The following is a 21,452-nucleotide window of genomic DNA, read 5'->3' on the forward strand; positions in this document are numbered from 1 at the left end:
CGTGGTGATCGGAAGGCGGCGCTTGACGCTGCCGGTGGCGGCGCTGGCGCTGGCCCTGCCGGTGCTCGCCGGCTGCACCGGCACGCCGGACGCCCCGGCGAAGCCGTCGGCGACGCCCGGCACTTCGGGGACGCCGTCGGCGGTACCCGGCGTGTCGGGGGCGCCCGGTGCGTCGGGCGCGTCCCCCGTGGCCGTGGCCCGGGTCTGCGCGCATCCCGTGCCCGGACCGGCGCGGGCTCCGGCGGGCGCGGTGACGGTCGACCCCTCGGTGGTCGGCGATCTGGCCGCGAAGACCGAGAGCAGCCCCCCGGGCACCACGTTCTGGCTCCGTCCGGGCACGCACCGGCTCGACCCCGATCCCTACGCCCAGGTCCTGCCGAAGGAGGGGAACCGGTATCTGGGCGCGCCGGGCGCGGTGCTCGACGGGCGGAAGGTCAACCAGTACGCGTTCGGCGGCACCGCCCGTGACGTCGTCATCCGCCATCTGACCGTGCGGGGCTTCGCCGCGCCGAACAACGAGGGCGTGGTCAACCACGACATGGCCGACGGATGGGTGATCGAGCACACGACCATCCGGGACAACTCCGGTGCCGGGCTGATGGCCGGTGCCCGCCAGCGGCTCCGGGCCAGCTGTCTGCGTGACAACGGGCAGTACGGGATGAACGCGTACAAGACCGGTGACTCGATCCGGGGTCTGGTGGTCGAGGGCAACGAGATCACGGGCAACAACACCGACGACTGGGAGCGGCGGGAGCCGGGGTGCGGCTGCTCCGGGGGGATCAAGTTCTGGGCCGTGAACGGCGCCGACGTACGCGGCAACTGGGTCCACGACAACCGCGGGGCCGGGCTGTGGGCGGACAACAACAACAACGACTTCCGCATCGAGGACAACGTCCTGGAGGCCAACGACGGCGCCGCGCTGATCTACGAGACCAGTTACAACGCGGTGGTCAGGAACAACACGATCCGGCGGAACAACTGGGTCGAGGGCCGTGCCTCCGCCGACGACGGCGACGGCTTCCCGTACGCGACCGTCTACGTGTCGGAGTCGGGCGGCGAGCCGAGGATCCCGGCCCGTACGGACCGGATCGAGATCTCGCGGAACCTCCTTGAGGACAACTGGAACGGCATCACCCTGTGGGAGAACGCCGACCGGTTCTGCAACAGCCCCGCCAACACCTCCACCGGCTACTGCACGCTCCTCGTGAAGAAGACGGCCAGTTGCGCGCGGCCGGGGATCGCGACGGCGCCGCTCTTCACCGACTGCCGGTGGAGGACGCGTCGGGTGGACATCCACGGCAACCGCTTCGTGCTCGGCGGCTCCGTCCCGGGCTGTGCGGGGCGCTGCGGCCGGATGGCGGTCCTCGCCAACGAGGGCACCGAGCCCGACTGGTCGCCGTACCGGGGCGAGGGGGTGGCGCGGGCGATCGTGCACGGGCAGGACAACCGCTGGCACGACAACGTCTATCTCGGGCCGTGGAGCTTCGCCGTGGACGACGACCCGGACCGGCGCCTCGACGCGGGCCGATGGCGACGCGCGCCGTACCGGCAGGACACGGGCAGCACCTTCGCCCCCCGGGCGGGTGGCTGAGATGGCCGAGGAGCAGCGGCGCACGGAGCGGGCGGCCGACGCGGAGACGACGGGCGACGGGGCCGGGGCCGGGGCCGGGCCGGGAAGGACAGGCGGCGGGGCCGGGGGCGAGTCGCCTCCCGCCGGTACGGCGAAGCCCGCCGGTACGGCGAAGCCCGCCCCCACACCGCAGGCCGCCTCCGTACCGAAGGCCGCCGCCACGCCGAGGGCCGTCGGGATCGCCTGGGCGCTGCTCGGGCTCAACACGCTCGGTTCCGCCGGGGCGAAGACCATCGTCCCGCTCCCCCGCTCCCTCATCCAGATGGCCACCATGGGGGCGCTGGTCGGCGCGTTCGCGCTGGCGCTCGCGGTCAATCCGAGGCTGCGCATCCGGCCCAGCGCCTTTCTGCTGCTGCTCACCCTGCTGCTGGTGCCGAGCGTGATCTCCAGCGTGCAGTTGGACGTCGGCTTCGGAGCGCTGTTCCGCTGTTTCCGCCTCGCGCTCTTCGTCGGCACGCTGTGGCTGCTCAGCCGCTGGTGGGACGGGACCCCGCGGTTCGTCCCGTATCACATCCGGATGTACTTCGCGGCGCTCGCGACGGCGGCCGTCGGGCTGGTGATCTCGCCGGGGACGGCCATGCCCGAGTACTACGGGGGGCGGCTCGTCGGCGCGTTGTGGCCGCTGACCCCGCCGCAGATCGGGCAGTACGCGGCGGTGGTCATCGGGCTCACCGTGCTGCTCGTCCTGGGGCGCGCGGCCGACCGGACCAGCGCGCTGGTGGTCGTCGTGCCCTCGCTCGTGCTGCTCGCGATGACCCACACCAGGACGGCCACGCTGGGGCTGCTGGTCGGTCTCGCCCTCGCGATCGGTTCGCTCGTCCTGACCAGCGCCGTCGCCCGCCGGGTGTTCGCCTGGTCGGTGCTGTGCGCGACGGTGGCCGGGGTGGCGTTCAGCTCGGCGGTGCGGGCGTGGTTCCTGCGCGGGCAGAGCCAGGAGAACTTCGCCAACCTCACCGGCCGGGCCAAGGTCTGGGACGCGCTGCTCGACGCGCCCCGGACGGCCGGGGAGACGGTGTTCGGCACCGGCCTCGGCGACAAGTCGTTCGACGGGCTGCCGATCGACAGCAGCTGGCTGGCCGTCTACCACGAGCAGGGGCTGACGGGACTCGCGATCGTGACGGCGATCGTCGTCGTGCTCGGCGGGGTCGCGCTGCTGCGGCCCCCTTCGCTGCCGAGGGCCTGCGCGATCTTCCTGATCGGCTACTGCGGGATCTCCTCGTACACCGAGGTCGGGCTCGGCGACGCCTCGGCGTATCTGCTGCACCTGACCCTGGCCGCCTCGCTGCTCGCGGTGCCCGTGGCCGCCGCGCCGCAGCCGGTGGCCGGGCTTCCCCGACGCCGTGTCCCCCGATGGGCCAGGAGGTGACCTGAGCATGCGTGTCCTTGTGGTGCACAACCGATACTCCTCGGCGCAGCCGAGTGGGGAGAACAGGGTCGTCGACGAGGAGGTGGGGCTGCTGCGCGCGGCCGGCCACCGGGTCGACGTCTTCGAGCGGCGCAGTGACGACATCGCCGCCCGTTCCCTGCTCGCCAAGGCGGCGGTGCCGCTGCTCGTGCCGTGGAACCCGGCGGTGCGTACGGAGCTGACGGCGCGGCTGCGCGCCGAGCGGCCGGACGTGGTGCACGTCCACAACGTCTTCCCGCTGCTCTCGCCCGCCGTGCTCGCCGCCTGCGCCGACGCCGGGGTGCCCGTCGTCGCCACGCTGCACAACTACACCCAGGTCTGCCCGCCGGGCACGCTGCACCGGGACGGGCGCCCGTGCACCGAGTGCGTGGGTCCGGCGCTGCCGCTGCCCGCCGTCCGGCACGGCTGCTACCGGGACTCCCGGCTGGCGACGGTGCCGCTCGCGGTGAGCCTCGCGGTCAACCGGCGGCGGTGGTGGTCGGGGGTGGAGCGGTTCTTCTGTATCTCCGCCTCGCAGCGCGACCTCCTGGTGCGCTCCGGCATGCCGCCCGAGCGGCTGCTGGTGAAGCACAACTTCGTACCCGATCCGGGGGCCCGCCGGGAGGGGGACGGCGAGCAGTTGCTGTATCTCGGGCGGCTCGCGGAGGCCAAGGGCGTACGGCTGCTCATGACGGCGTGGGACCGGCTCGCGGCGGACGGCGGGGCGGGGGTGCCGCTGGTGATCGCCGGGGCGGGGCCGCTGGAGCGGGAGGTGTCCGCCTGGGCGGCGGGCCGGGACGACGTGCGGTACGCGGGTCTGTGGGATCCGGAGCGGTGCCGTCGGGCCGTGGCCCGGTCGGTCGCGGTGCTGGCTCCCTCGATGGCCCGGGAGACGTTCGGTCTGGTGGCGGCGGAGGCGATGGCGGCGGGGGTCCCGGCCGTCGCCGCCGGGCACGGCGCCTTCACCGAACTCGTCGAGGACGGGGTGACGGGGCTGCTGCACCGGCCGGGTGACGCCGCCTCGCTGGCGGACCGCATACGCCGGATCGTGTCCGATCCGGAGCGCAACCGGGAGATGGGCCGGGCGGCCCGGCACCGCTACGAGCGGGGTTTCAGTCCCGCCGTCGGTCTGGAGCGTCTGGTGGAGGGGTACCGCACCGCGATCGCGGTGCGGTCCGGCGGCGGCGACAGCCCGCCGTCGAGGGGCAACGAGAGCGCTGGTCCGCGGCGGGGTGCCGCGCGGACGGAGATGGGGGCAGTAGATGACTGATTGCCGACTGTGCGGTTCGGCGGCGCTGGTCAGCGTCGTCGACCTGGGGGCGACCCCGCCGTGCGAGAGCTTCCTCTCGGCGGACCGGCTGGATCTGCCGGAACCGGCGTACCCGCTGCATCTGCGGGTCTGCACGGAGTGCTGGCTCGCGCAGATCCCGCCGCTGATCACACCGGAGGAGACGTTCACGCAGTACGCGTACTTCTCCTCGTACTCGTCCTCCTGGGTGGAGCACGCGCGGGTGTACGTCGACGGCGCGGTGCGGCGGGCGGGGCTCGGGTCCGACGCGTTCGTGGTGGAGGTGGCGAGCAACGACGGGTACCTGCTGCGCCATGTGGTGGACCGGGGGATCCGCTGTCTGGGCATCGAGCCGTCGGTGAACGTCGGGGCGGCGGCGCGGGAGGCGGGGGTGCCCACGCTCACCGAGTTCCTGTCCCCCGAGACCGGTGCGGCCGTCCGCGCCGAGCACGGACCGGCGGATCTGGTCGTGGCGAACAACGTGTACGCGCACATTCCCGACGTGGTCGGCTTCACCCGGGGGCTGCGCGCCCTGGTCGCCGACGACGGCTGGGTCTCCATCGAGGTGCAGCATCTGCTGACCCTGATCGAGGAGAACCAGTACGACACGATCTACCACGAGCACTTCCAGTACTACACGGTGGCGTCCGCGATCCGGGCGCTGGCCAGTGGCGGGCTCGCGCTGGTGGACGTGGAGCTGCTGCCCACGCACGGCGGTTCGATCCGGCTGTGGGCCCGTCCGGCCGAGGTCGCGGGCGAGCCGAGCGGGCGGGTGGCGGACGTGCTGGCCCGGGAGAAGGCCGCGGGGCTCCAGGAGCTGTCCGGGTACGCGGACTTCTCCGCCCGGGTGGCCAAGGTGCGCCGGGATCTGCTGCGGTTCCTCGTCGAGGCGGCCGAGCGCGGCGAGACGGTCGTCGGCTACGGCGCCCCCGGCAAGGGCAACACCCTGCTCAACCACTGCGGCATCCGGCCCGACCTGCTCGCGTACACGGTCGACCGCAATCCGTACAAGCACGGCAGGTTCACCCCGGGCACCCGCGTTCCGATCCTGCCGCCCGAGCGGATCGCGGCGGACAGGCCGGACTACGTCCTCGTCCTGCCGTGGAACCTGCGGGAGGAGCTGACCGCGCAGCTGTCCTTCGTGCACGAGTGGGGCGGCCGGCTGGTCTTCCCCATCCCGGAACTGAGCATTGTCGAGGTCAAGTCATGAAGGTCGTGCTGTTCTGCGGCGGTTACGGGATGCGGATGCGCAACGGAACCTCCGACGACGTGCCCAAGCCGATGGCGATGGTCGGTCCGCGCCCGCTGATCTGGCACGTCATGCGCTACTACGCGCACTACGGGCACAAGGAGTTCATCCTGTGCCTGGGGTACGGGGCCCATCACATCAAGGACTTCTTCCTCCACTACGAGGAGACGACATCCAACGACTTCGTGCTGCGCGGCGGCCGGACGGAGCTGCTGTCCACCGATATCGCCGACTGGACGATCACCTTCGCGCAGACCGGCGAGGACTCGCCGATCGGGGAGCGGCTGCGGCGGGTGCGGCACCATCTGGACGGCGACGAGATGTTCCTCGCCAACTACGCCGACGTGCTCACCGACGCGCCGCTGCCGGAGATGATCGACCGGTTCGCCCGGCGGGACGCGGGCGCTTCGATGATGGTGGTGCCGCCGCAGTCCTCCTTCCACTGCGTGGAGCTGGGCGAGGACGGTCTGGTGGGGGGCATCACCGCGGTGAGCGAGCTGCCGCTGTGGGAGAACGGCGGCTATTTCGTGCTCCGCCAGGAGATCTTCGACCACATCCCGGAGAACGGGGACCTGGTGGCCGACGGCTGCACCCGGCTGGCGAAGGAAGGGCGTCTCGTGGCGCACCGGCACCGGGGGTTCTGGAAGCCGACGGACACCGTGAAGGAGCGTGCCGCGCTCGACTCGGCCTACGCGCGGGGCGAGCGTCCGTGGGCCGTGTGGGAGCGGGACGGTCTGCGGCACGGCGCGGGAGCGGGCGCGTGATCCGGCTCGGGCCGGGGCCGGTCGGCCGGATCGTCGCGGTGGGCGCGCACTGCGACGACCTCGCGATCGGCGCCGGGGGCACGCTGCTGACGCTGTGCCGCGCCCGGCCGGGGATCCGGGTGGACGTCCTGGTGCTCTCCGGCGGGGGCGGCGAGCGGGAAGCGGAGGAGGCGGCGGCGCTCGCCGCCTTCTGCCCGGACGCCGATCTGCGGCTGACCGTGCTCAAGCTGCCGGACGGCCGGTTCCCCGCACACTGGGACGAGGCGAAGGCGGCGGTCGAGGAGCTGCGCGCGCGGACCGATCCGGATCTGGTGCTCGCGCCGCGCACCGAGGACGCGCACCAGGACCACCGGGGTCTGGCGCGTCTGATGACCACCGCGTTCCGCGACCATCTCGTGCTCGGCTACGAGATCGTGAAGTGGGACGCCGATCTGGGCCGCCCCACGGCGTACCAGCCGCTGTCGCCGGAGACCGCGGAGGAGAAGGTGCGGCTGCTCCAGGCGCACTACCCCTCGCAGCGGCACCGCCCCTGGTACGACCGGGAGGCGTTCCTCGGTCTGGCCCGCATCCGGGGCATCGAATGCCATGAGCGCTACGCCGAGGCCTTCGCCGTCGGCAAACTCACTCTCGATCTGGGGGAATGAACCGTGCGTGTACTTCTCACCGGCCACCAGGGCTATCTGGGCACCGTGATGGCCCCGGTCCTCGCCGCGGCGGGGCACGAGGTCGTCGGGCTCGACGCCGGGCTGTTCGCGGACTGCGTCCTCGGCCCGGCGCCCTCGGACCCGCCGGGGTTCCGGGTGGACCTGCGGGACGTCACGGCCGAGCACGTCGCCGGGGTGGACGCCGTGATCCATCTGGCGGCGCTCTCCAACGACCCGCTGGGCTCGCTGGCCCCCGACCTCACCTACGACATCAACCACCACGCCTCCGTACGGCTCGCCCGGCTGGCCAGGGAGGCCGGGGTGCGGCGCTTCCTCTACGCGTCGACGTGCTCGGTCTACGGCGCGGCGGGCGGTGACGAACTGGTGGGCGAGGACGCGCCGCTGCGCCCGGTGACGCCGTACGCGGAGTCCAAGGTGCGGGTGGAGGACGATCTGCACGAGCTGGCCGACGCGGACTTCAGCCCGGTGTACCTGCGCAACGCGACCGCCTTCGGCTACTCGCCCCGGCTGCGCGCGGACATCGTCCTGAACAACCTGGTGGGCCACGCGCTGCTGTCCGGCGAGGTCCTCGTGCTCTCCGACGGCACGCCGTGGCGTCCGCTGGTGCACGCCGCCGACATCGCCCGTGCCTTCGAGGCGGCGCTGACCGCGCCCCGGGAGGCGGTGCACGACCGGGCGTTCAACATCGGCAGCGAGACGAACAACGTGACGGTCGCGGAGATCGCCGCGCAGGTCGCCGAGGCGGTGGCGGGGGCGCGGGTGCGGATCACCGGGGAGAGCGGGGCCGACCCGCGCTCGTACCGGGTGGACTTCTCCCGGTTCCGGGCCGCCCTGCCGGGCTTCGACTGCGAGTGGACGGTGAAGCGGGGCGCGCTCGAACTGGCCGACGCCTACCGGGCGTACGGACTCTCCCGGGAGGACTTCGAGCGGCGGTTCACCCGGCTCGCGGTGCTGCGCTCGGCGTCCGAGGCGGGCTCGGTCGACGAGACCCTGCGGTGGCGCCGGTGACGTCGGCGGGCGAGGAGATGCACGCCCTGGTGGAGCGGTTGTATCCGCTGTGCCGGAGCATCACGGGCGACGGGGTGCGCGCGACCCTGGACATCGTCGGCGAGTACCTTCCGCTGCGGGTGCACGAGGTGCCGACGGGGACGCGGGTGCTGGACTGGACGGTGCCGCAGGAGTGGAACATCCGGGACGCGTACGTCGCCGACGCGACGGGCCGGAGGGTGGTCGACTTCGCCGCGTCCAGTCTGCACGTGCTCGGCTACAGCGTGCCGGTGTCGGCGACGATGCCCCTGTCCGAGCTGCGCGGCCATCTGCACACCCTGCCGGAGCACCCCTCCTGGGTGCCGTACCGCACCAGCTACTACACGCCGGAGTGGGGGTTCTGTCTGGCGCAGGAGGTCCTGGACGCGATGCCGGAGGGCCCGTACGAGGTCCGGGTGGACTCCACGCTCGCGGACGGGCATCTCACCTACGCCGAGCACGTGGTCCCGGGGCGGGTCGCGGACGAGGTGATCGTCTCCTGCCACGTCTGCCATCCGTCGCTGGCCAACGACAACCTGGCGGGGATCGCGGTGGCGGTCTTCCTGGCGCGGGCGCTCGCGGCGGAGACGCCGTACTACACCTACCGCTTCGTCTTCGCGCCCGGGACGATCGGGGCGATCACCTGGCTGGCCCGCAACGCGGAGCGGATCGACGCGGTCAAGCACGGTCTGGTCCTCGCCTGCGCGGGCGACCGGGGCCGGCTGACGTACAAGCAGAGCCGGCGGGGCGACGCGGAGATCGACCGGGTGATGCGGCACGTCCTGGAGTCCTCCGGACGACCGCACCACATCACCGAGTTCACCCCGTACGGGTACGACGAGCGGCAGTACTGCTCCCCCGGTTTCGATCTCGGGGTGGGTTCGCTCAGCCGGACTCCGTACGCCGGGTATCCCGAGTACCACACCTCGGCGGACAATCCGGACTTCGTGTCGCCGGAGGCGATGGCGGACACGCTGGCCGTCTGCCGTGAGGCGTTCGCGGTCCTCGACCGCAACCGGCGCTTTCTCAACCTCAGCCCGTACGGCGAACCGCAGTTGGGACGGCGGGGGCTGTACGACTCGCTGGGCGGGCGCAGCGACGCCAAGCAGGCGCAGCTGGCGATGCTCTGGGTGCTCAGTCTCTCCGACGGCGAGCACACGCTGCTCGACGTCGCCGAGCGGTCGGGGCTGCCGTTCGGCACGGTCGCCGACGCCGCCGACGCGCTGCACGGCGCGGGACTGATCAAGGCGTGAGGCGATGACCACCGGGGAGGAGACGGAGAGCACGACGGCGCCCGCGGACAAGGCGGCGGGGCCCGCCCGGCGCTCCGCCCGGCGGGCCATGGCCGGCCGGCTGTCCTGGGGGCTGGCCGACCAGGCGGCCTCCAGCATGACCAACTTCGCGGTGGGCATCTATGTGGCGCGCTCGCTCGGCCTTGCCGCGTTCGGCGTGTTCAGCCTGGCGTGGGTGACCTACGGCGTGGTCCTCGGGATCTCCCGGGGGCTGACCACCGATCCGCTCATGGTGCGGTTCAGCGGTGTGCCGGAGGCGCCCTGGCGCGGGGCGGTGGGCCGGGCGTCGGGCACCGCGCTGGGCGTCGGCGGGGTCGTCGGGGCGTTCTGTCTCGCTCTGGGGTTCGCGCTCGACGGGCCGATGGGGACCGCGTTCGTCTGTCTCGGCGTGGTGCTGCCGGGGCTGCTGCTCCAGGACGCCTGGCGGTTCTCGTTCTTCGCGGCGGGCGCCGGACGGAAGGCGTTCGTCAACGATCTCGTGATGGGCGTCGCGCTCGTCCCCGCCATGGTGGTGGCGGCCAGGGCGGGCACCGTCGCGGCCTTCCTGCTGGCCTGGGGCGCCTCCGCCGCCGTGGCCGCCGGATACGGCTGTGTCCAGTCCGGTGTGCCGCCCCGGCCGTCCGGGGCGCGGGTCTGGCTCCGCGAGCAGCGCGATCTCGGCTTCCGCTATCTGGTGGAGAACGCGGGCATCAGCGGCGCGGGCCAGCTGCGGGCGTACGGGCTCGGCGCGATCGTCGGGGTCAGCGCGGTGGGCGTGGTCCGGGGCGCGGAACTCCTGCTCGGCCCCTTCCTCGCCGTCCTGATGGGGCTTTCGCTGGTGACCGTCGCGGAGGCGGCCCGGGTGCTGCGGCAGGCCCCGCACCGGCTGGGCCTGTTCTGTCTGCTGCTCGGCGGCGGGCAGGCGGCGGCCGCGCTGCTCTGGGGCGCGGCGCTGCTCCTCGTGCCGGACCGGCTCGGCGAGCTGGTGCTCGGCGGCGTCTGGCACGCGGCTTCGCAGCTGATCGTGCCGGCCACGCTCAGCGTCGCGGGCGCAAGTCTGGGCACCGGGGCGGCGGCCGGGCTGCGGGCGCTCGCGGCGGCCCGGCGCAGCCTGCGCTGCCAGTTGTTCGCCTCCACGCTCTATGTCGGCGGCGGGCTCGGCGGGGCGGTGGCGGCGGGCACGGTCGGTTCGGCCTGGGGCGTCGCCGCCGCGACGCTGAGCGGCTCGGCCGTGTGGTGGCTGCAACTGCGGTCCGCCCTGCGCGAGCACCACCTTTCCATCCCTGAAGTGAGGACGTCATGACCACCGTTCCCCGGCTCGGCATCGGCCTGCCCGTGTACAACGGCGAGGAGTATCTCGCCGAGTCGTTCGACGCCCTGCTCGGGCAGACCTACGGGGACTTCGAGCTGATCGTCTCCGACAACGCCTCGACCGACGGGACCGAGGAGATCTGCCGGGCGTACGCCGCCGCCGATCCGCGCATCCGGTACGTCCGGCTGCCCCGGAACATCGGGGCCACCCCGAACCACAACCGGGTGTTCGACGAGTGCCGCAGCGAGCTGTTCAAGTGGGCCTCGCACGACGACCTGTACGCGCGGGATCTGCTGCGGCGCTGTGTGGAGGCGCTGGACGAGCGTCCCGACGTGATCCTCGCCCATGCCGACCAGGCGGTGATCGACGGCGAGGGGAAGGTGAAGGTGCCCTACGCTTACGGGCTCGCCACCGCTTCCCCCCACGCGCCCGAGCGGTTTCGCAGCATGCTGTTCGAGCCCGGCGGCGACGACTTCTACGGGGTGATCAGGACCGAGGTGCTGCGCCGGGTGAAGCCGCTCGACAGCTACCACCACGCGGACCGCACCTTCGTCTGCGAGATCGGCCTGCACGGGCGCTTCCACCAGGTGCCGGAGCTGCTGTACTTCCGCCGGGACCATCCCACGCGGGCCGAGCGGGCCAACCCCTCCAAGCGGTCCCGGTGCGTCAATCTGGATCCGCGCCGGGCGGGCCGACTGCACCCGACGCCCCGGCTCCTCGCCGAGTACGTCTGGGGGTTCCTCTCGGCGGTCCGCCGGGCGCCGCTCTCCCCCGCCGACCGGCGCGAGTGCTACGGGCATCTGGCCGCGTGGGCGGCGAGCCGGACCCGGCCGGGTGCCGGGGAGCGGGTCGAGGACCGGGCGCCGGTCGACCCCGCGCTGCTCGACGTCTCCGTGGACGCCGTCGTCGCGGGCCGCGAGGGCCGCGCGGGGATGTCCGCGTGAGGGCGGGGGGCGGGGTTCCGCCGCGCGTCGGTCTGTTCGGGCTGCTCGGCTCGGGCAACCTCGGCAACGACGGGTCCCTGGAGGCGGTGCTCGGCTTCCTGCGCGCCGAGCACCCGGAGGCGGTCGTGGACGCGCTGTGCGGCGGACCCGAGGCCGTCACGGCCCGGTTCGGGATTCCGGCGACCCGGCTGCACTGGTACGGCGGGGAGTACCGGACCGCGTCCCGGGCGGGCTCGATCGCGGCGAAGGGCTTCGGCAAGGTCGTCGACGCCGTCCGCACCGCCCGCTGGGTGCGGCGGCACGAGGTGGTGATCGTGCCGGGCATGGGGGTCCTGGAGGCCACGCTGCCCCTGCGCCCGTGGGGTTTCCCGTACGCGCTGTTCCTGCTCTGCGCGTCCGGGCGGCTGTTCGGGACGCGGGTGGCGCTGGCCGGTGTCGGTGCCGCGCCGATCGCCGACCGGCCGGTGCGGGCACTGGTCCGCTGGTCGGCGCGGCTGGCCTCGTACCGCTCCTACCGGGACGCCCAGTCCCGGGACGCGATGCGGGCGATGGGGGTGGACACCTCGCGCGACGAGGTCTACCCGGACCTCGCCTTCTCCCTGCCCGCGCCCGCGTCGAGCGCGCCCCAGGGTCCGCCGGGAACGGTCTGTGTCGGGGTCATGGCATTCCACGGCGGCAACGACGACCGGGCGCGGGCCGAGGAGATCCACCGGCGCTATCTGGACGGGACGATCCGGTTCGTGCGGGCGCTGGTCGCGGAGGGCAGACCGGTCCGGCTGCTCACCGGCGACGCGGTCGACGCGCCGGTGGTCGACGCGATCCTCGACGCGGTGGACTCGCCGCTGGTCACCGCCGCCGAGACGGCCTCGCTCGCCGATCTGATGAAGGAGATGGCGGCGGCGGACAGCGTGGTCGCCGTCCGGTATCACAATCTGATCTGCGCGCTGAAGACCGGGACGCCGGTCCTCGCGGTCGGTTACGCGGCGAAGAGCGAGGCGCTGATGGCCGGGATGGGCCTGGGCGCGTACTGCCATCCGGCGCGCGAGGTCGACGCCGACCGGCTGCTCGTCCAGTTCCGGGAGCTGGAGGAGCACGCGCCGGAGCTGCGGCGGACGCTCGCGGAGCGGAACGCGGCGGCCGTCCGGCGGCTTGAGCACCAGTTCACCGCCCTGACCTCGGTCCTGTTCCCGGCGACGGGACCGGTTCCCACCCCCACCTCGCGGGAGGCCTCGTGAAAGCGACCGCGGTTCCGGAGATCTCCGGCGCCTACCTGTTCGAGCCGACGCCGTACGCCGACGAACGCGGCTTCTTCTGCCGGACCTTCGACGCCGACGTGGTCCGCTCGGTGGGCCTCGATCCGGACGCCTTCGTCCAGGACAGTCTGTCCCGCTCGGTCCGGGGCGTGCTGCGCGGGCTGCATCTGCGGGCGGGTGCCGGGGAGGCCAAGCTCGTGCGGTGCTCGTACGGGAGGATCTTCGACGTCGTCGTCGATCTGCGGGCGGACTCGCCGACGTACCGCGCCACCGCCTTCTTCGACCTGTCCGGGCGGACGCAGACGACGCTGTACATCCCGGCGGGGTGCGCGCACGGCTTCCAGGCGCTGTCGGAGACCGCCGACATCGCGTACCGGATCGACCGCCCGCACGATCCGGCCGAGGACGTGACGATCGCCCACGACGATCCGGAGCTGGCCATCCCCTGGCCTCTGCCGGTCACGTCGATGTCCGACCGGGACCGCGAGGCGCCGGGGCTCGCCGAGGCCCTGAAGCGGGCGGAGGAGCGGACGTGAGCCCCGGGGAGTTCCGGCTCGACGCGTCACGGCGGGCGAACGAGCGGCTGCACGCCCTGATCCCCGGGGGCGCGCACACCTACGCCAAGGGCGACGACCAGTATCCCGAGGGCCTGGCCCCCGTCATCAGCCATGGCCGGGGCGCCCATGTCTGGGACGTCGACGGCAACCGGTATCTGGAGTACGGCTCCGGTCTGCGCTCGGTCAGTCTCGGCCACGCCCACCCCCGGGTGATCGAGGCGGTGCGGCGGGAACTGGACCGGGGCGGCAACTTCGTCCGTCCGTCCATTCGGGAGGTCGAGGCGGCGGAGCGGTTCCTGGCGACCGTGCCGACCGCCGAGATGGTGAAGTTCGCGAAGAACGGCTCGGACGTCACCACGGCGGCGGTGCGGCTGGCGCGCGCCGTGACCGGGCGGCCCCGGGTGGCGATCTGCGGCGACCAGCCGTTCTTCTCCGTCGACGACTGGTTCATCGGCACCACCCCGATGTCCGCGGGGATCCCGGCGGCGGCCACCGAGCTGACCGTGTCGTTCCCCTACGGGGACCTGACCGCCGTGGAGGAGCTGCTGACCCGCCATCAGGGCGAGGTGGCCTGTCTGGTCCTCGAACCGGCCGGTCACACGGAACCGCCGCCCGGCTATCTCGCGGGGCTGCGCACCCTGGCCGACCGGCACGGCTGCCTGCTGGTCTTCGACGAGATGATCACGGGGCTTCGCTGGTCGGAGGCGGGTGCTCAGGGTCTCTACGGGGTCGTCCCCGACCTTTCCACCTTCGGCAAGGCGCTGGGCAACGGGTTCGCCATCGCCGCGCTGGCCGGGCGCCGCGAGCTGATGGAGCGGGGCGGGCTGCGCCACTCCGACGAGCGGGTGTTCCTGCTGTCCACCACGCACGGGGCGGAGACGCACTCGCTGGCCGCCGCGATGGCCGTGCTCGCCACCTACACGGAGGAGGGGATCACCGCGCGGCTGCACGCCCTCGGCGAGCGGCTGGCCGCCGGGGTGCGGGAGGCGGCGGAGGCGGCGGGGGTCGGCGAGCACGTCCTGGTCCGGGGCCGGGCCAGCAATCTGGTCTTCGCGACCCTGGACGAGGAACTGCGGCCTTCGCAGCCGTACCGCACCCTGTTCCTGCGCCGGCTCCTCGCGGGCGGGGTGCTGGCCCCGTCGTTCGTGGTGAGCAGCGCGCTCGACGAGGCCGACATCGACCGCACCGTCGATGTGGTGGCCGAGGCGTGCGGGGTGTACCGGAAGGCCCTTGAGTCCGCCGATCCCACGCCCTGGATGGCGGGGCGGCCGGTGAAGCCGGTGTTCCGAAGCCTGGCGTGACGAATCGTCATCTTCCTTGCGGTCCGAGGGAGTCGGACGTCCGGTCGATCAGCCAGGCGGTAGCCGGGGTCAGGGCGAGGGCGGTGCACCAGCCGCCGAGGGTGTCGGTCGGATAGTGGGCGCTCAGGGCGACCTGCGCCGCGCCCATGGCGACGCCCGCGAGCAGCGCCGACACGAGGAGGAGCGACAGGCCGGCCGTCCTGCCGAGGCCGAGCCTGCCGGTCGCGAGCAGCGCCACGACGAGGGCGAACGCGGTGGCGAAGGCGGTGTGCCCGCTGGGGTACGACAGGTATCCGCCGTGGATGGTGCGGCCCGCCAGGGGTTTGAGGAGCGTCGTCGTCACCACGGGCACGCCGGTGCCGAGCACGACGAGGACGGCGGCGCGGGGCCACCGCAGGAGCAGACAGACGGTCACGGCGAGGGCGATCAGGGCCGCCGCTCCCCCGGGTTCGCCGAGGAAGTCCAGGGCCAGGGCGAGGCCCCGCCAGGGGGGTCCCGCGCCGTCCATCGCCGCCAGGAGGGGCCTGTCCGCCGGGCCGGGCCCGCTGTCACCGGCGTACAGGAGTCCCAGGAGCAGGGCGGCGGACGCGGCGAGGAGGGCCGTCGTGCGGAGCGGGCGGCGCAAGGGCGGAGGGAGGAGGCGCGGGGGGAGCAGGGCGGGGGTGTGCCCGGACGCGCTCGCCGGTCCGGTCCGTTCGGGCGATGCCACGTGAGCCCCCTCGTCGTATCCGACCCGTCCGGGCGGCTTTCGTGCGGCCCGTCCGTACGGCACCCGTCCGGCCCGGGTGTGCGGCTCCCGTCCCGTCCGGGTGTGCCGTTTGCCGCCCCCTGGACCGGCCTCCTGCCGTCACCCTAGTCAACGCCCCGGTCGCGGAGGGCCGTTGCGGGAAAGTGGGGCGTACGGGAGACCTCGGGCGGAGAGTTCACCCCTTCGTACGAGAATCGGCTCCCCGTGCGTGGACGTATCCCGGGGCACGCTCCACGGCAGGGGTTCCCCTCCCGCCCGGCAGGGAGGCGGGGCTCCGCACCGGGGCCGGAACCTGCGGATCTTCCTGGGGCCGAGCCCGCGGGCCTCCAGGGGGCCGGCCCCGCGGATCTCCCCGGGGCCCGGCCCCGCGTGCCTCACTGCACCCGCGAACCGTCGCAATTCGTCGTAAAGTCGGACAGTGGCGTGTCCGGGGTCCAGGGCGACCCCGCGACGACGCGGCACCCCGCCCCGGGCTCCTCGCCCGGGGTCCACCGTCCGCCCCTTAAGGAGGCCCGGTGTGTGCGGCCTGAGTGGAGAGATCCGCTTCGACGGCGAGCGGCCCGATCTGGCCGCCGTGGAGCGCATGACAGCCCGGCTCGCGGCCAGAGGCCCCGACGGCCGGGGCCTCTGGAGTCAGGGGGCCATCGCTCTCGGCCATCGCCGATTGAAGATCATCGACCTGTCCGAGCGCGCCGCCCAGCCGATGACCGACGCCGGTGCGGGACTGACCTGCGTCTTCAACGGTTGCGTCTACAACTACCAGGAGCTGCGCGCGGAGCTGCGCCGACTCGGACACCACTTCGACACCACCTCGGACACCGAGGTCGTGCTCAAGGCGTACCGCCAGTGGGGCACCGACTTCGTCCTGCACTTCGCGGGCATGTTCGCGGTGGCCCTGGTGGAGCACGCCACCGGCAGACTCGTCCTCGCCCGGGACCGTCTCGGCATCAAGCCGCTCTACCTCGCGGCCCGGCCGGGACGGCTCAGGTTCGCCTCCACGCTCCCCGCGCTCCTCGCCGGGGGCGATGTCGACACCACCCTCGACCCGGTCGCCCTGCACCACTACATGAGCTGGCAGTCGACCGTACCGGCCCCGCTCACCGTGCTCGCCGGGGTGCGCAAGCTGCCGCCCGCGACCGTACGGACGGTGGAGCCGGACGGGACGGAGCACGACGAGCACTACTGGCAGCCCTCCTACACCCGCCGGAGCGAGTTCGCCGGGCTGCGCCCCGAGGACTGGCGCGATCTCCTCCTGGACGCGCTGCGGACCGCCGTACGCCGCCGGATGGTGGCCGACGTGCCGGTCGGCGTCCTGCTCTCCGGCGGGCTCGACTCCAGTCTGATCGTCGCCCTGCTCGCCGGGGAGGAACAGCGCGACCTGGCGACCTTCAGCGTCGGCTTCGAAACGGAGGCGGGCGAGGAGGGCGACGAATTCCGCTACTCCGATCGGGTCGCCCGGCTCTTCGGGACCGACCACCACCAGCTGATGGTGCCGTCCGACCGGGTCCCCGCCGCCCTCGACGGAGCCGTCGCCGCCATGAGCGAGCCCATGACCAGCCATGACGCCGTCGCCTTCCACCTCCTGTCCGAGCTGGTCTCCAAGGAGGTCAGCGTCGTGCAGAGCGGTCAGGGCGCCGACGAGGTCTTCGCCGGCTACCACTGGCACCCGGCCATGGCCGACGGATCGCGCGAGCCCCAGCCCGAGCGATACGCCGAGGTCTACTTCGACCGGCCGCACGCCGACCTCGCGAGGATCCTCCGGCCCGGGATGCTGCCCGCCACCGACCCCTCGGCCGCGTACATCCGCGACCACATGGCCGCGCCCGGCGCCGAGACCGCCATGGACGCCGCCCTGCGGACCGAGACCCACGTCATGCTCGTCGACGACCCGGTCAAACGGGTCGACAACATGACCATGGACTGGGGTCTGGAGGCCCGCACCCCCTTCCTCGACCACGAACTCGTCGAGCTGGCCGCCGCCTGCCCGCCCGAACTGAAGCTCGCCCAGGGCGGCAAGGGCATCCTCAAGGACGCCGGACGCACGGTCCTGCCCGTCGGCATCGTCGACCGCCCCAAGGGCTACTTCCCGGTTCCGGCGATCCGCCACATGGCGGGCCCGGTCCTCCAACGGGTCCGCGACGCGTTCGCCGCACCCGACGCGCGCGAGCGCGGCATCTTCCGAGACGAGTACATCGCCACCCTCCTCAGGGAACCGGACGGCCACCGCACCCACCGGGGGGCGAACGCCCTGTGGCAGGCGGCGTTGCTGGAGATATGGCTACAGACACACGGCATCCGCTGACCGGACGCCACCGGACCGGGGCCCCCACGGCACGGCACCTCGGCGGTGCCGCGGGGACGCCGGACGACCGGCCGCGCCTCGGAGCCCACGCCTGCTGGTACCCGGCGGCCGACCCCGCCGCCGAGCAGGTGGCCTTCATCTGCGATCGAGGGGGCTGGCCGCAGCTGTGGACGGCGCCGGTCGGCGGCTCCGAAGCCCGGCTCCTCGACGCCGCTTCGGACCACGTCACCGAGGTCTCCTGGTCGCCCGACGGCCGCTGGATCGCCTACACCGTCTCCCCCGGCGGCAGCGGCCACACCCGGGTGCTCTGCGTCCGCCCCGACGGCTCCGACCGCCGCATCCTCGCCGGTGCGGCCCCGGGCTCCTCGGCGTACCTCGGCTGCTGGACCAGGGACGGCACGGCGCTGGCCGTCACGATCGCCGAACCCACCCCCGGGCACCCCGCCCCGCACGAGCACACCGAACGCCCGGCCGGCTGGACGGAACGCGACGGCCACGCCGCCCTCCTCCACGACGGCGGGCCCGAGGACCTCGCCCCGCCGGCCCGGGACCGGCTCAGCGCCTACCTCGTCGACCCGGCCGCCGTGAGCGCCCCCGTCTTCCTCGCGGAGGAGACCGAGGCGGCGACCCTGCGGGTCTGCGACATCAGCCAGGACGGCGGCCTCGCCCTGCTGCGCCGGGGCCCGCGCGGGCGCCGGGAGGCGGTGGTGGTCCGCCCGGCCGACCCGACGCCGCTGCGGGTCCTCGGCGTCGCCGACGGCGATCCGTGGATCGGCCGTTTCTCCCCGGACGCCCGGACGGTCTGGCTGCGCAGCGATCACCAACGCGAGTTCGCCGCCCTGCTCGCCCTCGATCTCGACGGCCCGGGAGACCCCGCCCGCGACGTCCGGGTCCTGGCCCAGCGCGCGGACTGCGACCTCGAACTGCTCGCCTTCGTGGAGCACGGCCGACGGGCCGCGCTCGCCTGGAACGTCCTCGGCACCAGCGCCCTGGAGACCCTGCCGCTGACGGACGGCGAAACGGCACCGTACGAAGGGGCCGAGGACACCGGAGAGGCCGAGGAGTCCGGGACCGCCGTCCCGCGCGCGGTGGAGCTGGAACACGAGGTCGTCACCCGGGTCGCGCCGGCCGGTCCCGACGGCATGCTGGTCGCCCTCTCCGGCTCCCAGCGGCGGCCCGGGGTCTGGCACCTGCCGGGCGCGGCGCTCCCCGCGCCCGCCCCCTGGACGGCGCGGGACGCCGACACCGTGCCGCCGGGGCCCGCGCCGGTACGCCCGGTGCCGCTGCGCCCCACCGCACGGGACGGGCTGCTCCTGGGCGGCTGGTACCGCAGGGCGCCCGGCCACGCCGACGGCGAACCCGCGCCCTGTGTGATCCATCTGCACGGCGGCCCGGAGGAGCAGGAACGCCCGGTCTTCGACCCGCTCTACCACGAGCTGCTCGGCCGGGGCCTCGACGTCTTCGCCCCCGACGTCCGGGGCTCATCGGGCTGGGGCCGTACGTTCCGCGACGCCGACCTCGGCGAGGGGCGCTTCGCGGCGATCCAGGACGTGGCCGACTGCGCCGCGTACGTGATCGAGAGCGGTCTCGCCGACCCCCGCAGGCTGGCCGTCATGGGGCACTCGTACGGCGGCTATCTCACGCTCGCCTCCCTCGTCTGGCACCCGGAGCTGTTCCGCACCGGGGTCACCGTCTGCGGCATGTCGGACTTCGCCACCTTCTTCGCGGGCACCGAGCCCTGGCTCGCCGACTCCGCCGCGCACAAGTACGGGCACCCGGAGCGCGACCAGGCCCTGCTGCGCGCGCTGTCCCCGATGAGCCGCGTCGACGCCCTGCGCGTACCGCTGCTCGCGATCCACGGGGAGCACGACACCAACGTCCCGCCGCTCGAATCGGAACAGATCGTCGCGGCGGCACGGAACCTCGGTCTGGAGGCGGAACTGCTGCTCCTGCACGAGGAGGGCCACGACTTCCGCCGCGCGGAGAGCCGACGCCTGTTCCGGCTGACGGCGGCGGACTGGATCCAGCGCCGGCTGCCCCCGGTGTGACCGGACCCGCGCACCGGCCCCGACCCCGAGGAGACCCCCGTGGCACGGAACGCCGAAGAACCGCACGCCGGTACCGGTGGTACGGCCCGTCCCGCCGGTCCCGCTCGTATCGCCCACGAGGTGGCCGCGCGGGCGGAACGGCTCTGGGACATCGCCCTCACCCTCCACCAGCAGCCGGAGACCGCCTACGAGGAACACCGGGCGGCCGCCCTGCTCACGGACGAGCTGGAGCGGGAGGGCTTCCGGGTGGAGCGCGGGACCGCCGGGCTGCCGACCGCCTTCGTCGCCCGCGCGGGGCCCGGGTCCCCCTCCGGTCGGCGGGTGGCACTCCTGATGGAGTACGACGCGCTGCCGCTGCTCGGGCACGCCTGTGGCCACAACCTCATCGCGACGGCCGGTCTCGGGGCGGCGCTCGCCGTGCGTGCCGCGCTCGACGCCGCCGGGGCGGAAGGCGCCGGGTGGGCGGAGGGCGAGCTGCTGGCCGTCGGGGCTCCGGCGGAGGAGCGCGGCGGCGGCAAGGTCACGCTCGTGGAGGCGGGGGTGTTCGACGGGGTCGACGCGGCCCTGATGTTCCATCCGGGCACGCACGACTGGACCTGGGCGCCGCTGACGGCCAGCGCGCAGCTCCGGGTGGGGTTCCACGGGCACGCGGCGCATCCCACGGGCGACCCGACGGAGGGCATCGACGCCCTGGGCGCCCTGATCCAGCTCTTCAACGCGCTCGGCGTCCTGCACAAGCGGCTGCCCCCGGGCTCGCACGTCCAGGGGATCGTCTCGGACGGCGGGCGCGCCACGAACATCGTGCCGGAGTACGCGGAGGGCCTGTTCGGGCTGCGCGGGACGACCACCCGGGCCCTTGAGGAGCTGGTCGAGGAGGTGGGCTCCTGCGCGCGGGGGATCGCGCTCGCCACCCGTACCACGGTGGAGGTGTCCGGCGTCGGCGGCCGGTACGAGCACTTCCGTCCGGTCGGGACGCTCTCCGCGCTGTTCGCCGCGCATCTGGAGCGGGCGGGCATCCCCCTGTCGGAGCCCGTTCCCGGGGTGTACCTGGGCTCCTCGGACATCGGCAACGTCAGCACCCGGGTGCCCGCGCTGCACCCCTGGGTCGCCATCGAGGCGGCGGACGCGTCCCGTCACACGTCCCGGTTCGCGGAGGCGGCGGCCGGGCCCCGGGCCCGTCGGGTACTGGCCTCCGTGACGGAGGCGCTGGCCCGCACGGCGGCCGATGTCCTGCTGCGCCCGGAGGTGGCGGAGGGCGCCTGGGCGGACTTCGGGAGGGAGGGCGCGGAGGGAACGTGAGCGGCGCCGGGCGCGCCCGGCCGCTCCGTGGCCCGGGGGGCGGGTGCGGCGGGCGGCGGGTCAGGCCTCGCGCAGGGGAGGGCGGCGGCCATGTCCTCGGGCCGGATGTGCTCGGTGGTCTGGGCGAATGCGGCGGGAAGGGGCAGTTCGGCGTTGACCCGCCAGCCGCCGAGGGACCAGCGGAACTGCTCCCGGGGCCCGGCCTGCTCGGTCATCACCGGGTAGCCGAGGCGCATCGTGTCCGGCGACTTGCCGCGATCGCCAGACCGTCAACGGAGTCCGGCCAGAACTCGTCGATCGCGTTCGGATCGTCGCACATCCGAGTCAGTGGGAAAAACGGATTTCCTTGAGGTCTCCGAAAGTTCGAGCGAGGTGCGCTGTTCGGAACCGTTCCCGTCCTCGTCCCGCTTC

At 73.7% G+C, this 21,452-nt stretch carries 16 protein-coding genes and 2 pseudogenes; 16 read left to right on the top strand and 2 right to left on the bottom strand.

The window, feature by feature from the left end; genetic code table 11:
• The first annotated feature begins 1 nt into the window (after position 1).
• From BU197_RS23065 to BU197_RS23125, 13 genes and pseudogenes are all read left to right on the top strand, one after another.
• The gene (locus BU197_RS23065; protein ID WP_317452109.1) at positions 2-1,591 is read left to right on the top strand and encodes a right-handed parallel beta-helix repeat-containing protein; all 1,590 of its coding nucleotides are present in this window, start codon (positions 2-4) and stop codon (positions 1,589-1,591) included.
• A gap of 1 nt (position 1,592) precedes the next feature.
• Positions 1,593-2,996: an O-antigen ligase domain-containing protein gene (locus BU197_RS23070; protein WP_223182919.1), complete on the top strand. Its 1,404-nt coding sequence runs from the start codon at positions 1,593-1,595 to the stop codon at positions 2,994-2,996.
• A gap of 7 nt (positions 2,997-3,003) precedes the next feature.
• Positions 3,004-4,280, top strand: a pseudogene (locus tag BU197_RS23075) (glycosyltransferase).
• A complete protein-coding gene (locus tag BU197_RS23080) occupies positions 4,277-5,512 on the top strand; it encodes a class I SAM-dependent methyltransferase (protein WP_188270216.1) in 1,236 nt (411 codons plus the stop codon). The pseudogene BU197_RS23075 and the gene BU197_RS23080 overlap by 4 nt, the downstream one beginning before the upstream one ends.
• A complete protein-coding gene (locus BU197_RS23085) occupies positions 5,509-6,315 on the top strand; it encodes a sugar phosphate nucleotidyltransferase (RefSeq protein WP_188270217.1) in 807 nt (268 codons plus the stop codon). Before BU197_RS23080 ends, BU197_RS23085 begins: the two co-directional genes overlap by 4 nt.
• Positions 6,312-6,959 carry a PIG-L deacetylase family protein gene (locus tag BU197_RS23090; protein WP_188270218.1) on the top strand — a complete coding sequence of 216 codons (648 nt, stop codon included), beginning with the start codon at positions 6,312-6,314 and terminating at the stop codon, positions 6,957-6,959. Before BU197_RS23085 ends, BU197_RS23090 begins: the two co-directional genes overlap by 4 nt.
• A gap of 3 nt (positions 6,960-6,962) precedes the next feature.
• A complete protein-coding gene (locus tag BU197_RS23095) occupies positions 6,963-7,988 on the top strand; it encodes an NAD-dependent epimerase/dehydratase family protein (protein WP_188270219.1) in 1,026 nt (341 codons plus the stop codon).
• Positions 7,976-9,259, top strand: a complete 1,284-nt coding sequence (locus BU197_RS23100) for a DUF4910 domain-containing protein (RefSeq protein ID WP_188270220.1) — start codon at positions 7,976-7,978, stop codon at positions 9,257-9,259. The genes BU197_RS23095 and BU197_RS23100 overlap by 13 nt, the downstream gene beginning before the upstream one ends.
• Before the next feature lie 4 nt (positions 9,260-9,263).
• Entirely contained in the window at positions 9,264-10,580 is a 1,317-nt protein-coding gene (locus tag BU197_RS23105; RefSeq protein WP_188270221.1) for a hypothetical protein, read from the top strand.
• Positions 10,577-11,533, top strand: coding sequence for a glycosyltransferase family 2 protein (locus BU197_RS23110; RefSeq protein WP_188270222.1), 957 nt, complete (start codon positions 10,577-10,579; stop codon positions 11,531-11,533). The genes BU197_RS23105 and BU197_RS23110 overlap by 4 nt, the downstream gene beginning before the upstream one ends.
• Positions 11,530-12,768, top strand: a complete 1,239-nt coding sequence (locus BU197_RS23115; protein WP_188270223.1) for a polysaccharide pyruvyl transferase family protein — start codon at positions 11,530-11,532, stop codon at positions 12,766-12,768. The genes BU197_RS23110 and BU197_RS23115 overlap by 4 nt, the downstream gene beginning before the upstream one ends.
• Complete coding sequence (rfbC, locus tag BU197_RS23120) at positions 12,765-13,322, top strand: dTDP-4-dehydrorhamnose 3,5-epimerase (protein ID WP_188270224.1); 558 nt, start codon at positions 12,765-12,767, stop codon at positions 13,320-13,322. Before BU197_RS23115 ends, rfbC begins: the two co-directional genes overlap by 4 nt.
• A complete protein-coding gene (locus BU197_RS23125; RefSeq protein ID WP_188270225.1) occupies positions 13,319-14,644 on the top strand; it encodes a glutamate-1-semialdehyde 2,1-aminomutase in 1,326 nt (441 codons plus the stop codon). The genes rfbC and BU197_RS23125 overlap by 4 nt, the downstream gene beginning before the upstream one ends.
• Before the next feature lie 7 nt (positions 14,645-14,651).
• Here BU197_RS23125 and BU197_RS23130 read toward each other — a convergent pair whose 3' ends face one another.
• Positions 14,652-15,299: a phosphatase PAP2 family protein gene (locus tag BU197_RS23130; protein WP_188270253.1), complete on the bottom strand. Its 648-nt coding sequence runs from the start codon at positions 15,297-15,299 to the stop codon at positions 14,652-14,654.
• A gap of 610 nt (positions 15,300-15,909) precedes the next feature.
• Here BU197_RS23130 and BU197_RS23135 point away from each other — a divergent pair.
• The 3 genes from BU197_RS23135 to BU197_RS23145 all read left to right on the top strand — a co-directional run bounded on the left by BU197_RS23135 (position 15,910) and on the right by BU197_RS23145 (position 21,041).
• Positions 15,910-17,694, top strand: a complete 1,785-nt coding sequence (locus BU197_RS23135) for an N-acetylglutaminylglutamine amidotransferase (protein WP_188270226.1) — start codon at positions 15,910-15,912, stop codon at positions 17,692-17,694.
• Positions 17,667-19,742 (top strand): alpha/beta fold hydrolase, encoded by a 2,076-nt coding sequence (locus tag BU197_RS23140; protein ID WP_188270227.1) that lies wholly within the window; start codon positions 17,667-17,669, stop codon positions 19,740-19,742. The genes BU197_RS23135 and BU197_RS23140 overlap by 28 nt, the downstream gene beginning before the upstream one ends.
• A 108-nt stretch (positions 19,743-19,850) precedes the next feature.
• Positions 19,851-21,041, top strand: a complete 1,191-nt coding sequence (locus BU197_RS23145; RefSeq protein ID WP_317452110.1) for an amidohydrolase — start codon at positions 19,851-19,853, stop codon at positions 21,039-21,041.
• Between the two features lie 71 nt (positions 21,042-21,112).
• Here BU197_RS23145 and BU197_RS30725 read toward each other — a convergent pair.
• Positions 21,113-21,229, bottom strand: a pseudogene (locus BU197_RS30725) (LLM class F420-dependent oxidoreductase); the annotation flags it as partial.
• Between the last annotated feature and the right edge of the window lie 223 nt (positions 21,230-21,452).

Source organism: Streptomyces sp. CBMA291 (assembly GCF_014596525.1).
In the GTDB taxonomy this organism is placed as follows: Bacteria; Actinomycetota; Actinomycetes; order Streptomycetales; family Streptomycetaceae; genus Streptomyces.

Excerpts from the sequence above, each read along its gene's own strand:
- BU197_RS23140 (WP_188270227.1), top strand. The coding sequence starts at position 17,667 with ATGGCTACAGACACACGGCATCCGCTGACCGGACGCCACCGGACCGGG.
- BU197_RS23080 (WP_188270216.1), top strand. The coding sequence starts at position 4,277 with ATGACTGATTGCCGACTGTGCGGTTCGGCGGCGCTGGTCAGCGTCGTC.
- BU197_RS23110 (WP_188270222.1), top strand. The coding sequence starts at position 10,577 with ATGACCACCGTTCCCCGGCTCGGCATCGGCCTGCCCGTGTACAACGGC.
- BU197_RS23070 (WP_223182919.1), top strand. The coding sequence starts at position 1,593 with ATGGCCGAGGAGCAGCGGCGCACGGAGCGGGCGGCCGACGCGGAGACG.
- BU197_RS23085 (WP_188270217.1), top strand. The coding sequence starts at position 5,509 with ATGAAGGTCGTGCTGTTCTGCGGCGGTTACGGGATGCGGATGCGCAAC.
- BU197_RS23105 (WP_188270221.1), top strand. The coding sequence starts at position 9,264 with ATGACCACCGGGGAGGAGACGGAGAGCACGACGGCGCCCGCGGACAAG.